Origin of the sequence: Sciscionella marina DSM 45152 (genome assembly GCF_000379465.1) — a bacterium.
GTDB classification, from domain to species: Bacteria; Actinomycetota; Actinomycetes; order Mycobacteriales; family Pseudonocardiaceae; genus Sciscionella; species Sciscionella marina.
Genome location: NZ_KB905414.1, coordinates 90,674 through 103,535, shown reverse-complemented (window position 1 = coordinate 103,535; position 12,862 = coordinate 90,674). Strand labels below are relative to the sequence as shown.

Genomic DNA, 12,862 nt, shown 5'->3' with positions numbered 1-12,862 from the left:
TCACTCCTTGATCGAGCCGGTCAGCATGCCCTCGATGAACCGGCGCTGCAGAACGATGTAGACGATCACGACCGGGAGCGCCACGAGCACCGCGCCCGCGGCGAGCAGCGAGAACTCCGCGCTGTGCTGGCCCTGGAAGAACACCAGCCCGAGCGGGACGGTGCGCAGCGCGTCCGAGCTCACCATCACCAGCGGGAGCAGGAACTCGTTCCAGGTCCACATGAAGGTGATCACGACCATGGTGGTGATCGCCGGGCGCCCCGCGGGAACGAGCACCCGCCACAGGGTGGTCCAGCTGGACGCACCATCGATCCGTGCCGCTTCGATCAGCGGCCGTGGCGCGCTGCGGAAGTAGGCACGCATCCAGAAGGTGCCGAACGCGACGGACTGCGCGGTCTGCGGCAGGATCAGCGACCAGTAGGTCTCGGTGAGCCCCGCCGAGCGCAGATCGAAGTAGAGCGGCACCACGAGCGCTTCCTCGGGCAGGGTGAGCCCGATGAGGAACACCGAGAACAGCAGCGTGGTTCCGGGGAACCGCATGGTGCCGAAGGCGTAACCGGCCAGGATCGAGAACAACCCGGCGGCGAGCACCACGGTGACCGTGACGAGCGCCGAGGAACCGAAGTAGGCGCCGAAATGCCCGCGGGTCCAGGCATCCGCGAAATTGCTCAGGTGCAGCCCGTCCGGAAGGGCGAACCCGGTGCGCAGCGAGCGCTGGCTGGAGAACGCGGTGAACAGCACGCCGAGCACGGGCACCAGGGCGATCACGCTGAACAGCGTGAGGATCACATAGCTGGCGAGGCGCTCACCGTGGGAGTTCATTTCTCCCGCCCTTCGATGAGCCGGGTCACCACGAGGGTGATGGCGAAGACCAGGACGGTGAGCGCGACCCCGATGGCGGCCGCCGAGCCGACCTGCCCGGTCTCGAAGGCGCGGTGGTACACCTCGTAGGCGGGCACCGAGGTCGCGTCGCCCGGACCGCCCGCGGTGGTCACGTACACCAGGTCGAAGGTGCGCAGCCCGGCCACGATGGTCAGCGTCGCGGCGACCGCGATCTCCGGGCGCAGCGAAGGCAGGGTCACCGTGAAGAACTCGCGGACCGCGCCCGCCCCGTCCAGCCGCGCCGCTTCGTAGAGCTCGCGCGGGATCCGCTGGCAACCGGCCAGGAACAGCACCATGCACAGCCCGGTCTCCACCCAGGTGCCGATCAGGCCGACCGAGGGCAGTGCGAGGTGGAAGTCGCCGAGCCAGCCGCGGGCGAGGTCACCGAGACCGACGGCCCGCAGCGCGGCGTTGAGCAGCCCGTCCGGGGCGTAGATCCACCGCCAGACGATCGCGACCACGACCAGCGCGAGCACCTGTGGCAGGAACAGCACGGTGCGGAAGAAGGTCAGCCCGCGCAACCGGACCCGGGAGGAGACCGAGGCGAGCAACAGGCCGAGCACGATCGGCAGCGCGGCGAAGAACAGCAGCAGGATCAGCGCGTTGGCGAACGGCGCGCGCAGCTCGGGATCGGTGAACAGGGTGGTGTAGTTGCGGAATCCCGCCCAGGTGCCGACCGAGAGGCCGTCCCAGTCGTAGAGCGAGATCCACACCGCGCGCCCCAGCGGGATGAGCACGAACAATGTGAACACCGCGAGGGCGGGCAGGATGTAGAGGTAGCCGACTGCCCGCGGCTCACCGGGCGCCCGCTTGCGGTAGCGGCCCGCGATGTCGGTCATGGCTCACCGTCCCTGCCGGAAGTGATCCGCGTCGGCTTGCAGCTTTGCGGTGAACTGTTCCGGGCTCAGTCGCCCGTCCACGAGTTCCTGCAGTGCGGCGGTGATCGTGTCGTAGAAGTCCGGCGTGGTGTAGTCCGGATAGGGCGCGGGCCCGCCACCGGCGTTGATCCGGTCCCAGCCGTCGAGCATCGCGCGCCGGGGACTGTCCGCGGGCAGCCGCTCGGCGTTGTTCCCGGGAACCGCGGGCAGGTTCCCGGTTTCGGTGAGCACCTTCGCCGCGTGTTCGTCGGTGAGGAAATCGATCAGTGCGGCGGAGACATCGGGATGGCGGGACTTGCTGGAGATGGCGAGCGCGAAGTTCTCCCCGCCGATGGTGGCCGGGCCTGCGCCGGGTTGCAATGGTGGTGGCGGGATGAGGCCGAGGTTGTTCCCCATCGGCGCGCCGAGCACTTCGGTCTCCCAGGTCCCGGTGATCATGAAGACGCCCTTGCCCGCGGCGAACTGTTTGGCCGAATCGTCGTAGCCGAGCCCGTTCCCGTTGGGCGTGAGATACCCACGGCGCGTCCAGTCCTGCAGCACCCGGGCGGCCTGCACGATCTTCGGGTCCGTCCAGGATCCGCGCCCTTTGCCGAGAATCAGCGAGCGCAGCGCTTCCCGCCCGGCGAACTGGTTGGCGAGCACCCCGAAGACGTGGATCGCCGCCTCCCGGTCCAGATTGCCGAACTGGATGGGCAGTTCGCCGCGCGCTTTCAGTTTTTCGAGTTCGCCGGTGAACTCCTGCCAGGTTTTCGGTGGTTCGAGTCCGGCCGCGGCGAGTTTCTTCTTGTTGTAGAACACCCCGACGTACTCGCCCATCTGGGAGAGCCCGTAGAGAGTTCCGGTGCCGAACCGTTTCCGGTCCGAGCTGTTCAGATCGAGCAGCGTTTTCGGATAGCGTTTCTTCCATCCGTACACCTGCGCGTAATTGTCCAGCGGGGTGAGCATGCCCGCCTTGACGAAGGCGACCATGTCCGGATAGCCCTGGTTGACCTCGGCCACATCCGGGGGATTGTTCCCGGAGAGCGCGAGTTTCAGTGTGGTGCGCACGTCATCGGTACTTTTCGAGGTGCGATTGATGGTGACGTTCGGATAGCGTTTCTGGAATTCGGCGAGCAATTGGCTGAATTGCTCGTTCTGCCCGCCGCGCACCTCCTGGTCCCAGACGTTCAGGGTCACCTTTCCCGCTTTCGCCGGATCGGTGCTGATCGCCGACACCGGTTTGCCCTCGGGCTGGTTCTCCGCGAACTCCGCGCCGGGCGGGGCGCAACCGGCCGCGAGCAGGGCGACGGCGGCGAACACCGCGAGCCTGCGCATCAGAAGTCCCCGACGTCGGCGGCCCGTGCGATGGTCGCCGCCGCCCTGCGGACCGCGCCGACCGGGAAGACCGGGATCAGTTCGTCCAGGAAACCGTAGCGGCGCAACAGGGATTCCCGGTAGGCGCAGGAGTTCATGCCGTCGCGCACCGCGTGCCACCAGTCGGCGATGTCGCCCCAGCCGGGCGCGGCGAGGGATCCGCCGAACTGCTGCACCGCGAGCGCCGAGCAGGCACCGGCGAACGCGAGCCGGTGCGGCAGCGGCCAGCCCGCCAGGGTGCCGAGCACGATTCCCGCGCCGAACACGTCACCCGCGCCGGTGGCGTCCAGCGCGTCCACCCGCAGCGCGGGGACCTCCGCCTCCTCGCCGGTGCTGGAATCGATGGCCATAGCACCGTGCCTGCCGTTGGTGACCACGGCGAGCGGGACCCGGTCGGCGAGCTCGTACAGCGCGTCCCGCGGGGTCTCGGTCCTGGTGTAGGCCATCGCCTCGCCCGCGTTCGGCATGAAGGCGTGCGCGAGTTCGAGCTGATCGAGCAGGCTCGCGGGCCAGTTCCCGCTGGCGTCCCAGCCGACGTCGGCGAACACCAGTGCGCCGTCCGTTCGGGCGAGCTCGGCCCAGGAAGCCTGCTCACCGCGGCGCAGCGGCTCGGTCTCGTCCAGGTCCACGATCACCGCGCGGGCCCGCGGCGGGTGCCCGATCATCTCGGTCGCGGCCATCGGCGGGGCGTGGCTGTGGGTGACCATGGTGCGGTCACCGGAGGCGGCGAGCGAGACCGTCACGGGGGAGTGCCATTCGGCGAACCGCCGCGAACAGGACAGGTCGATCGATTCCTGTTCGGCGAGGGTGCGCCAGCAGAAGTCCGCGTAGTCGTCGTCCCCGAACGCGGCGGCCAGTCCGGTGCGCAGGCCGAGCCTGCTGGTGGCGATCGCGAGGTTGGCGATGCCGCCGGGACAGGACCCCATTCCGTCGGCCATCACCTCGGTGCCCGCGTCCGGCAGCGCGTGCAGCCCGGTGAACACGATGTCGAGGAAAACGGTGCCATACAAGAACACGTCGAATTCGGGACTGTCGGGGAGGCGCTTACCGGCCAGCGGATCGTACGCGGTCGCGGCCACGGGATGGTCCTCTCGACGCTGGGCGGGACCCCAGCACTCTAACCACGAAAATGCGCGAAGACAATCATTAGTGCGCACTTCCGAGCGAAAACGCGCAGTGCGACTGCTATGCTCGGTGCGTGATCCAGCACCGACGGCGCGCCGAGATCGTGCGGCGGCTGCGCTGCTCCGGTCCCATGTCGGCGGCCGCGCTCGCCGGTTCCCTCGGGGTCAGCGCCTCCACGATCCGCCGCGATCTCGCCGAACTGTCCAGGCAGGGCACCCTGACCAGGGTGCACGGCGGTGCGCACGCGGAGGCCGATGCCGATGTGGACATGCCCTTCGCGAACGTCGCCGCGATCGCCCCCGAGGACAAGGATGCGGTGGCCGGGTGCGCGCTCGAACTGGTCAACGACGGGGATGTGCTGCTGCTGGACATCGGCACCACGGTCGCGCATCTGGCCCGGCGGCTGCGCGGGCGGCGGGTCACCGTGCTCACCTCCAGCCTGGCCGTACTCGACGAACTGCGTGCGGACGAGTGCGTGGAACTGCTCGTGCTGGGCGGGCTCGTGCGGCGCACCTACCATTCGCTGGTCGGCGCGCTCACCGAGGACGCGCTGCGCCAGGTGCGGGCGGATCGGGCGTTCATCGGGGCGAGCGGGGTGCACGGGGACGGCCAGGTGCTGGACAGCACGCTCGTGGAGACGCCGATCAAACGCGCGATGATCGCCGCGGCCGGGCAGGTGGTGCTGCTCGCCGACAAGGGCAAGTTCCCGGGAACGGGGGCATTGCGGGTCTGCGGGGTGGACGAACTCGACGTGCTGGTCACCAATGCGGGCGCCGATTCCGCGACACTGGACACCTGTTCCGCGGCAGGGGTGGAGGTAATGCTGGCATGCGACTGACGATCCTCGGTGGCGGCGGATTCCGGGTTCCGCTGGTCTATCGCGCGCTGCTGGGCGCGCACGGCCCGGTGCACGAGGTGGTGCTGCACGATCTGGACCGCGGCAGGCTCGAGGCGATCACCCGGGTGCTTGCCGGGCTCGCCGCGACCGTGCCGGGCGCCCCGGAGGTGCGCGCGACCACCGAACTGGACGAGGCGCTGGCCGGGGCCGACTTCGTGTTCTCCGCGATCCGGGTCGGCGGTCTGGAGGGGCGCACCGCCGACGAACGGGTCGCCCTCGATCTCGGGCTGCTCGGCCAGGAGACGACCGGTCCCGGCGGGATCGCCTACGGGCTGCGCACCGTGCCCGCGGCCCGGCACATCGCCGAACGCTGCGCGGTGTTGTGCCCACACGCCTGGGTCATCAACTTCACCAATCCCGCCGGCATGATCACCGAGGCCATGCAGGGCGTGCTCGGCGAACGGGTGATCGGGATCTGCGATTCGCCGATCGGGCTCGGCCGCCGCGCCGCGGTCGCCCTCGGTCTCGATCCCGCGCGCACCGGGCTCGACTACGCCGGGCTCAACCACCTCGGCTGGCTGCGCGGGCTGCGCCACGACGGCCGGGATGTGCTCCCCGAACTGCTCGCCGAGCCCGGGCTGCTCGCGGGCATCGAGGAGGGCGAACTGTTCGGCCCCGAGTGGGTGCACGATCTCGGCTGCCTGCCCAACGAGTACCTGTACTACTACTACCGGACCCGCGAGGCGATCGCGGCCATCAAGGGCGGGGCCGCGACCAGGGGCGAGTTCCTGTTGCGCCAGCAAGCCGCGTTCTACGAGGCGGTCGCCGAGGCAGGGGCCGCAGAGACACCGGAGACCGCGCTCGCCGCTTGGGAACGCACCCGGCGGGAACGCGATGCCACCTATATGGCCGAAAACCGGGAGGGAGAGCGCGCCGCCGCGGATGTCGAGGGTGGCGGATACGAGCGGGTCGCGCTCGAGCTCATGTCCGCGATCGCCCGCGATGAGCACGCCAGCATGCTGCTCAACGTGCGCAACGGGTCCACGCTTCCGGAACTGCCCGGGGACGCGGTCATCGAGGTCGGCTGCGCGGTGGACGCGAACGGGGCCCGTCCGCTGGCCACCGCTCCGCTTTCCGGGCATCAGCTCGGCCTGGTCGCGCAGGTCAAGGAATGCGAGCGGCACACCATCACGGCCGCGGTGACCCATTCGCGCCGCGCCGCGCTGTCCGCCTTCGCGCTGCACCCGCTGGTGGACTCGGTGGACACCGCGCGGATCCTGCTCGAGCACTACCGCGCGCGCATTCCCGGGGTGGCCGCCGCGCTGAGCTGATCTGTCGGCTCTGCTGATCTGTTGATTTCGGAGTCTCGTCAATCGGGCCGCTAATTCGTACGATCGTCCTCGTGGACCGGATCGCCGTTGTCACCGGGGCCAATCGTGGGATCGGTCTCGCCGTGGTCGAGCAGCTGCTCAGCCGTGGATACCGCACCGTACTGGGTGCCCGCGACGCCGAGGCGGGACGTCAGGCCGCACGCGATCTCGGCGCGAACGGCCGGGTGCTCGTCGCCGAACTCGACGTCACCGAGGAGCGCGGTACCACCGCTCTGGGGGAGTTGCTGCGCACCGAATTCGGCCGGGTCGACGTGCTGGTCAACAACGCGGGCGTGCACTACGACACCTGGCAGGATCCCGCGGGCGCGGACATGCGCATCGTCACCGAGGCGCTCGAGGTGAACGCGATCGGAGCCTGGCGCACCATCACCGCGCTGCTGCCGCTGATGCGCGGGAACCGTCCGGGGCGGCGCATCGTGAACGTCTCCAGCGGGATCGGGGCGCTCTCCGATATGGGCGCGGGAACCCCGGCCTATGCGGTGTCCAAGGCCGCGCTGAACGCGGTCACCCGGGTGTTCGCCGCGCAATGCAGTAGGGACCGCATCCTGGTGAACGCGGTCTGCCCCGGGTGGGTCGCGACCCGGATGGGCGGCCGCGGTGGGCGGACGATCGAGGCCGGTGCGGCGAGCGTGTTGTGGGCCGTGGACATCCCCGAGGACGGACCGACCGGCGGGTTCTTCCGGGACGGCCGCCGCCTTTCCTGGTGAGTCAAGATCTTCGCGATGAATGCGGTCCCGGATGCCGCCGATCTCGTGTTCCGGCGCGCCGAGGCCGCCGATGCGCCCGGTATGGCCGAGGTGTGGTTGCGGGCCTTCGCCGCCGCCCTGTCGACCGTGCGGCGCGCGCATGACGACGACGAGGTGCGGGATTGGTTCTCGGCGGTGGTGGTGCCCGACTGCGAGGCATGGGTGGCCGTGCATGAGGATTCTGTTTCCCGAAAAGCCGTGATCGGGATTCTCGTGCTCGAGGACGCGGAACTGGAGCAGCTGTACCTGGAACCGTCCTGGCGGGGTTGTGGCGTGGGGGATCGGTTCATCGCGTTGGCCAAGCGCTTGCGTCCCCAGGGATTGGGCTTGTGGACCTTCGAGGTCAACCAACCGGCGCGGCTGTTTCACGAGCGGCACGGTTTTCTCGCCGTGCAGCGCACCGATGGATCCCGCAATGCGGAGGGCGAGCCGGATGTTCGTCTTGTCTGGCGGCCCGCGGAGATCGCCGCGCGATAGCCGGGTGGGCTGAATTCGGGCCGCCCGTTGTGGATGCGGACTTCCCACGCGGTGTGGTGGACCAAGGTGTGGTGGTAGGCGCAGAGCAGCACCATGTTGTCTTCGGTGGTGTAGCCGCCGTTGGCGTGGTGCCGAACGTGGTGGGCCTGGGTGAGTGCGGGCGGCTTATCGCAGTCCGGGTGTGCGCAGCCGCGGTCCCGGGCGATGAGGCGGCGGCGGAGTTTGGGTGGTGCGGTGCGCTCCCGGCAGCCCATGTCGAGCACTTCACCCTCGCTGCCGAGCACGGTAGGGATGACTCCGGCATCACAGGCGATTCGGCGCAGCTGTGTGGCGGGGATGGTACTGCCGTCCATGGTGGTGCCTGCGCCGACGCCTTCACGCAGGCATTCTTCGCTCATGGTGACCACGATCGTGAACGGTTCGCCGCCGTTTTCGGGAAGGCTTTCCGGATTCGCAGCGAGTTGGACGATCTCGGCGAACGCATCGGCGTCGCGTTCACTCGGCCGCCGGAACACCGTGGCGCCGTCAACGGTTTCCGGGCTACGGTTCTTATTGAGTGCGTCGAGAACGCTGCGCAGTTTCAGGCCGGTTTCCTGGTCCAGGTGGCCTTCGATGAGCCAATCATCGGCGCGCTGCTGCACCCAGATTTCCCGCCACGGGCGCGAGGGTTCGTGGTCGTTCGGCGCTTGCCCATCCGGATCGAGCCGCGCATGCAGTTCCCGGATCGGGCGGCTCAACCCACGCGGCCCGGTCTCACTGGCGATCTGCGCCAGGCAGTTCTCCGCGATCGGCCAGGATCCTCCGGTGAGCACATCGGCAGGCAGCTCGGTGGCGAATCTTCGTATTCGGTCCACATGCTCGGCGCCGAGATCCCCGCGTGAATAGGCTTCCGCGGTATTCGGCAGATCCGGCGAGAGTGGTTCACCACTGATTCCGAGCGCACCGAACAAGGCCCGTGCTCGTTCGGCGATCCGGCGTGCTTCGGCGAGACCCACCCGACCCACGTCTTCCACCATGCGTGCGGGCGAGCCGCGGTAACCGAACTCCACCGGCGCGCCGCGTTTGTCCAGCTGTGCCACCAGATCGAGCATTCCCGCCTCGGCGCGGCGAATGGCCATGAACTGGTCGCCCAGTCTGCGTAGCAATTTCTCGGCCGAATCCTGTACAACAACCCCAGCGTTCATGACTCCATAATAGCAGAATCGCTCGACACGAAACGGCGAATACAAAATGAATGAAATCAGTCAACCAGTCACGAAGGTATATACCCCGATGGAACGCCGAGTCAGGTTTTCAGTACCATTTCCAGTGCGTGCCGATCCGGTTCGCCCGCCAGGGCGACGTACCCGTCGGGCCGCACGAACAGTGCCGGGGGCGCCTTTCCGCACGGCGGGGCGGTGGTGATGGTCCGCATGCGGTCGCGATACCCGGCGGCCAGATCCGGTAACGCACCGGACGGGTCGAGCGGGAGCGCCCGGCCGTCGTGCAGGTGGTCGGCGAAGTGGGTTCCGCCGGTGAGCTCGTAGTCGGGCGCGCCGGTGCCGACCAGCGGATGCTCGCCGGGGAGATCATAGTGTTGCCACACACCGGAGATCCTTTTCGCGAAATACGTGGCGCCGTCGGTGGTACGAGTCAGCTCGCTCACCACCTCGCACATCGCCCGCACTTAAGGATCCGGTTGCATCGGCAACCGAGCAATGGATTAACTGCCGAAGTGACACAAGAAGTTTGTCCAAGGGCATTAATCAACTGTCGGCCCCGGAGGCGCTCGGCGCCGCCATGATCACGCAGCCAGCTCTGCCTCGATCTGTTCCAGGGTGCGCTGTTTGGTCTCCGGCACGAGCCGGTAGGTGAACAACCAGGAGGCGATGCAGATACCGGCGTAGATCCAAAACGTGGCGCTGGCCCCGATCGCGGAGAACAGGGACAGAAAGGTGAGCGCCACGAGCACATTGGTCAGCCACAGCGCGATGGTGGACACGCTCATCGCGGAGCCGCGGATCCGCAGCGGATAGATCTCGGAGATCATCAGCCACACCACGGGACCGAGGCTGACGGCGTAACAGGCCACGTAGGCGGCGATGCATACGAAGGCGGCGTAGCCACCGAATCCGGTCAGGCTCGGTAACAGGTAGACCGCGCCGAGCAGGGCGGCGGACAGTGCCATTCCGGCGAGCCCGATGAGTGCGAGCGGCCTGCGCCCGATGCGGTCGATCAGCCCGATGGCGACCACGGTGAGCGCGACGTTGACCACACCCACTCCGACCGTGGACAGGATCGCCCCGGATGTGCCGAATCCGGTGGCGCGCAGGATGGACGGTGCGAAGTAGATGATCGTGTTGATCCCGGTGATCTGCTGGATGATCGCGAGCCCGACGCCGACGATCAGCAGTGGGCGCACCCGCGGCCCGCGCAGCGCGGACAGTCCGCGTGCGGCACCGCGTTCGGTTTCCAGCACCTGGCCGATCTCGGCCAGCTCGGGTTCCACCTCGGCTGGTGGCCTTCCCTTGCGCAGTACGGATTCCGCGTCCTCCGGGCGGTTCTTGCTCAGGAACCAGCGTGGGGTGTCCGGGAGCAGCAGCATGCCGATGCCGAGCGCGATCGCCGGGATCGCGGCCAGCCCGAGCATCCAGCGCCAGGCCTGCGCCGGGGCGAGGGCGGAATTGATCAGGTAGGAGACCAGGATGCCGATGGTGATCATCAGCTGGTTGAGCGAGACGAGCGCGCCCCGGTTGGCCGCCGGGGTCATCTCGGCGATGTAGAGCGGAACCACCAGCGAGGCCGAGCCGACCGCGAGGCCGAGCACGAACCGCGCGAGGACCAGGGTCCAGGTCTCCGGGGCGAACGCCGAACCGAGCGCGCCGAGCACGAACACCCCGGCAGCGGTGATGAGCACCGCCCGCCTGCCGAACCGGTCGGCGAGCCGGCCACCGGCCAGCGCGCCGACCGCGGCACCCACCAGCAGTGCGCTGGTCACCACACCCTGCAGGAACGGGCCGAGCCCGAAATCGTGCGCCAGGAACAGCAGCGCCCCGGAGATCACCCCGATGTCGTAGCCGAACAGCATCCCGCCGAGCGCGGAGATCGCGGAAACGGCCAGCACGAACCGGTTCATCGAGTCACCCGGAGATTGTCGAACTGCGCGTGCTGCCAACCGTCCAGGCCGAGCGAGACCTGGCCGATCGTGTAATCCGGATCGGCGACCGTGGCCAGCTGCTGACCGTCCACGGTTGCCGTCACCCGGGCCCCGCGGGGGCGCAGTTCCAGGCGATGCCAGCCCTTTCCGGAGCCGGAGCCGGAGCCGGAGCCGGAGCCGGAGCCGGAGCCGGAGTCGGAGCCGATCTTGCCTTCCTTCAACGGTTTCTGGGTGCCATCGGCGGTGCGTTTCACCAGCTGCCAGTTGCCGTCACTGTGCAGCAGCAGATGATAGCCGCTGGTGCCGTTCACCACGCGGGCTCCCAGATCCACCGTGCCCTCGGCGGCCGGCCGCGCGTCCACGCCCACGGTGTAGTCGGTCCAGTCCGGATCGCCGATCACCGTTTTCGGAGCGTTGTGCAGCTTGTTCCACTGCACCGGCTGCCGGTCGACCTCTTGGCGCAGGCAGTGTCCCGCCCGGCCGGTGCACGGCGCAGTGGCGAAGGAACCACCGAGATCGGAGAGGTAGCGCGGAGTCGGGCCGTGTTCGAAGTCCTCGGAATAGGGCAGCCGCCAGGGATGCGCGGCCGGTGCGCTCGCGGATCCCTTGCCCTGACCGCCCTTCGTGGAGAACGAGTACACCATTCCAGGCTGTGCGGTGAATTCGAACTTCCCGTCGTGTGGACTGATCGTGCCCTTGTCGGCGAACCAGTCGCGTGATTCGGGGGAATCCGGTTTCGTCGCGCGCACGTGCACCGGGGCGTCGCTGAGCCCATTGGAGACCTGGAAAGCCAGCCGCTGCGGGGTTTTGGCGTTCAGCGTCTCGGCGATGCTGCTCCAGTCCGGCCCCTTCGGCTCGCGCAGGCTGACCACGCTGCCGCCCGGGATACGGCTGCTCCCGCTGTCCAGATAACGCCAGCCGGGCGCGGTGAACTGGGTGGTCTGCGCGAGCACCCAGACGCTGGCGCCGAGCGCGTAGTGCCCGGACCAGGGTTCGTTCGCCTCGAGCAGGCCGTCCCCGTCGAACGGCAGCCCCTTGTAGGCCGACCATTCCAGTGCCCAGTTGATGTTCCCGGTCATCCGCCCATCGGTGTAGCCGCGGTTGATCGACCGGGCGAGCGCGGTGGCGCCGAGGTCGTAGCGCTGGGATCCCTGTTCGCTCGCCCACAGGGGTTTGCCCGCCGCCTTGGCCTCTTGCGGGCTGGTGCAGTCGGTGTGCTCGGTGAGGTAACCACAGGGGTAGTGCTGGCCGACGACGTCCACGGCACGCGCGAATTCCTTGTCCTTGCCCATGTCCTTGAGCACATCCCAGTCGAAGCTGTCGTCGGCGACGAGCTGCACCTTGCGATAGCCGTGTTCGTCCAGTGCCGCGCGGAACCGGGTGTACCAGCCGGGATCGTTGCCCTTCTCGTTCCAGCCGCCCAGATAGTCGATGTTCAGATGGTGCTGTTTCGCGCAGCGCATCCAGGAGAGCTGGTAGTCGATGAATTCGTTCGTCCACACTGTCTGTTTGCCCTCGCCGACCCAGCCGGGGGTGCCCCAGGTGAGCGCGCCCAGCTTGATGCCTGGATTGCGCTTGACCGCTTGCTCGGCGAGCCACCACTCGTAGCCGCGTCCGCAGTCCACCGCACCCGGCGCGCGTTCGTGGCTCGGTTCGCTGCCGTCGGTGGAGTTGGTGTCCCCGCCGATCTCGATCTTGAGCAGCTGGATGTTCGCCCCGTAGCCGGGTTTGAACAGATAGTCGAGGATCCGGGAACGCTGCGGTTCGGGGTAGTCGATCAGCAGTCGCGAGGAAGCACCGGCGGACAGCGCGCCGAGCCCGTCGAAGGTTCGGCCCGCGGCAGAGCCGTCCACGGTGATCCTGGTCTGTTCGCCCACGCTCGCTCCGGTCATGGTGAGGGTGAGCAGTACCGCGAGGCAGAGGACGGCCGCTGTGCGCATGTGCACCTCCGGGAATCGGGAGCCGGCAAGGATCTTGCGGCCTCGGTGCGTGCTCCGTCAAGATTTATGCATAATTAATGTCGAAACTTCGGTAAG

Annotated in this window: 12 protein-coding genes; 4 read left to right on the top strand and 8 right to left on the bottom strand. The window is 68.3% G+C overall.

What is annotated here, in order from left to right; all coding sequences use genetic code 11:
• Genes A37U_RS0130320 through A37U_RS0130305 form a run of 4 tightly spaced genes read right to left on the bottom strand, consistent with a single transcriptional unit; the run spans position 1 to position 4,192 of the window.
• Positions 1–822: a carbohydrate ABC transporter permease gene (locus A37U_RS0130320; protein WP_020500434.1), complete on the bottom strand. Its 822-nt coding sequence runs from the start codon at positions 820–822 to the stop codon at positions 1–3.
• On the bottom strand, positions 819–1,721 hold the full coding sequence (locus A37U_RS0130315; protein ID WP_020500433.1) for a carbohydrate ABC transporter permease: 903 nt from the start codon (positions 1,719–1,721) through the stop codon (positions 819–821). Before A37U_RS0130315 ends, A37U_RS0130320 begins: the two co-directional genes overlap by 4 nt.
• A 3-nt stretch (positions 1,722–1,724) precedes the next feature.
• A complete protein-coding gene (locus A37U_RS0130310) occupies positions 1,725–3,074 on the bottom strand; it encodes an extracellular solute-binding protein (RefSeq protein WP_020500432.1) in 1,350 nt (449 codons plus the stop codon).
• Positions 3,074–4,192 carry a carbohydrate kinase family protein gene (locus tag A37U_RS0130305; protein ID WP_020500431.1) on the bottom strand — a complete coding sequence of 373 codons (1,119 nt, stop codon included), beginning with the start codon at positions 4,190–4,192 and terminating at the stop codon, positions 3,074–3,076. The genes A37U_RS0130310 and A37U_RS0130305 overlap by 1 nt, the downstream gene beginning before the upstream one ends.
• A 119-nt stretch (positions 4,193–4,311) precedes the next feature.
• Between A37U_RS0130305 and A37U_RS0130300 the strand changes: the two genes are divergently transcribed.
• From A37U_RS0130300 to A37U_RS50385, 4 genes are all read left to right on the top strand, one after another.
• Positions 4,312–5,076 carry a DeoR/GlpR family DNA-binding transcription regulator gene (locus A37U_RS0130300; RefSeq protein WP_020500430.1) on the top strand — a complete coding sequence of 255 codons (765 nt, stop codon included), beginning with the start codon at positions 4,312–4,314 and terminating at the stop codon, positions 5,074–5,076.
• Positions 5,067–6,407 (top strand): 6-phospho-beta-glucosidase, encoded by a 1,341-nt coding sequence (locus A37U_RS0130295; RefSeq protein ID WP_020500429.1) that lies wholly within the window; start codon positions 5,067–5,069, stop codon positions 6,405–6,407. The genes A37U_RS0130300 and A37U_RS0130295 overlap by 10 nt, the downstream gene beginning before the upstream one ends.
• A gap of 71 nt (positions 6,408–6,478) precedes the next feature.
• A complete protein-coding gene (locus A37U_RS0130290) occupies positions 6,479–7,174 on the top strand; it encodes an SDR family NAD(P)-dependent oxidoreductase (protein ID WP_020500428.1) in 696 nt (231 codons plus the stop codon).
• Between the two features lie 15 nt (positions 7,175–7,189).
• The gene (locus A37U_RS50385) at positions 7,190–7,690 is read left to right on the top strand and encodes a GNAT family N-acetyltransferase (protein WP_083934024.1); all 501 of its coding nucleotides are present in this window, start codon (positions 7,190–7,192) and stop codon (positions 7,688–7,690) included.
• On the opposite strand, the gene A37U_RS46140 is transcribed toward A37U_RS50385, so the two are convergent.
• The 4 genes from A37U_RS46140 to A37U_RS46130 all read right to left on the bottom strand — a co-directional run bounded on the left by A37U_RS46140 (position 7,579) and on the right by A37U_RS46130 (position 12,766).
• On the bottom strand, positions 7,579–8,874 hold the full coding sequence (locus tag A37U_RS46140) for an HNH endonuclease signature motif containing protein (RefSeq protein ID WP_020500427.1): 1,296 nt from the start codon (positions 8,872–8,874) through the stop codon (positions 7,579–7,581). The two genes, A37U_RS50385 and A37U_RS46140, sit on opposite strands and share 112 nt — an antisense overlap.
• A 101-nt stretch (positions 8,875–8,975) precedes the next feature.
• The gene (locus A37U_RS0130280) at positions 8,976–9,275 is read right to left on the bottom strand and encodes an aromatic-ring hydroxylase C-terminal domain-containing protein (RefSeq protein ID WP_157183120.1); all 300 of its coding nucleotides are present in this window, start codon (positions 9,273–9,275) and stop codon (positions 8,976–8,978) included.
• A 198-nt stretch (positions 9,276–9,473) separates the two neighbouring features.
• Positions 9,474–10,805 (bottom strand): sugar porter family MFS transporter, encoded by a 1,332-nt coding sequence (locus tag A37U_RS46135; protein WP_020500425.1) that lies wholly within the window; start codon positions 10,803–10,805, stop codon positions 9,474–9,476.
• Positions 10,802–12,766 carry a glycoside hydrolase family 30 protein gene (locus A37U_RS46130; protein ID WP_020500424.1) on the bottom strand — a complete coding sequence of 655 codons (1,965 nt, stop codon included), beginning with the start codon at positions 12,764–12,766 and terminating at the stop codon, positions 10,802–10,804. Before A37U_RS46130 ends, A37U_RS46135 begins: the two co-directional genes overlap by 4 nt.
• Positions 12,767–12,862 lie beyond the last annotated feature (96 nt).

What these genes read in the sequence shown, in the direction of transcription:
- A37U_RS0130320 (WP_020500434.1), bottom strand. Translation starts at nt 822, where the DNA reads ATGAACTCCCACGGTGAGCGCCTCGCCAGCTATGTGATCCTCACGCTG.
- A37U_RS0130315 (WP_020500433.1), bottom strand. Translation starts at nt 1,721, where the DNA reads ATGACCGACATCGCGGGCCGCTACCGCAAGCGGGCGCCCGGTGAGCCG.
- A37U_RS0130310 (WP_020500432.1), bottom strand. Translation starts at nt 3,074, where the DNA reads ATGCGCAGGCTCGCGGTGTTCGCCGCCGTCGCCCTGCTCGCGGCCGGT.
- A37U_RS0130295 (WP_020500429.1), top strand. Translation starts at nt 5,067, where the DNA reads ATGCGACTGACGATCCTCGGTGGCGGCGGATTCCGGGTTCCGCTGGTC.
- A37U_RS50385 (WP_083934024.1), top strand. Translation starts at nt 7,190, where the DNA reads ATGAATGCGGTCCCGGATGCCGCCGATCTCGTGTTCCGGCGCGCCGAG.
- A37U_RS46140 (WP_020500427.1), bottom strand. Translation starts at nt 8,874, where the DNA reads ATGAACGCTGGGGTTGTTGTACAGGATTCGGCCGAGAAATTGCTACGC.
- A37U_RS46135 (WP_020500425.1), bottom strand. Translation starts at nt 10,805, where the DNA reads ATGAACCGGTTCGTGCTGGCCGTTTCCGCGATCTCCGCGCTCGGCGGG.
- A37U_RS46130 (WP_020500424.1), bottom strand. Translation starts at nt 12,766, where the DNA reads ATGCGCACAGCGGCCGTCCTCTGCCTCGCGGTACTGCTCACCCTCACC.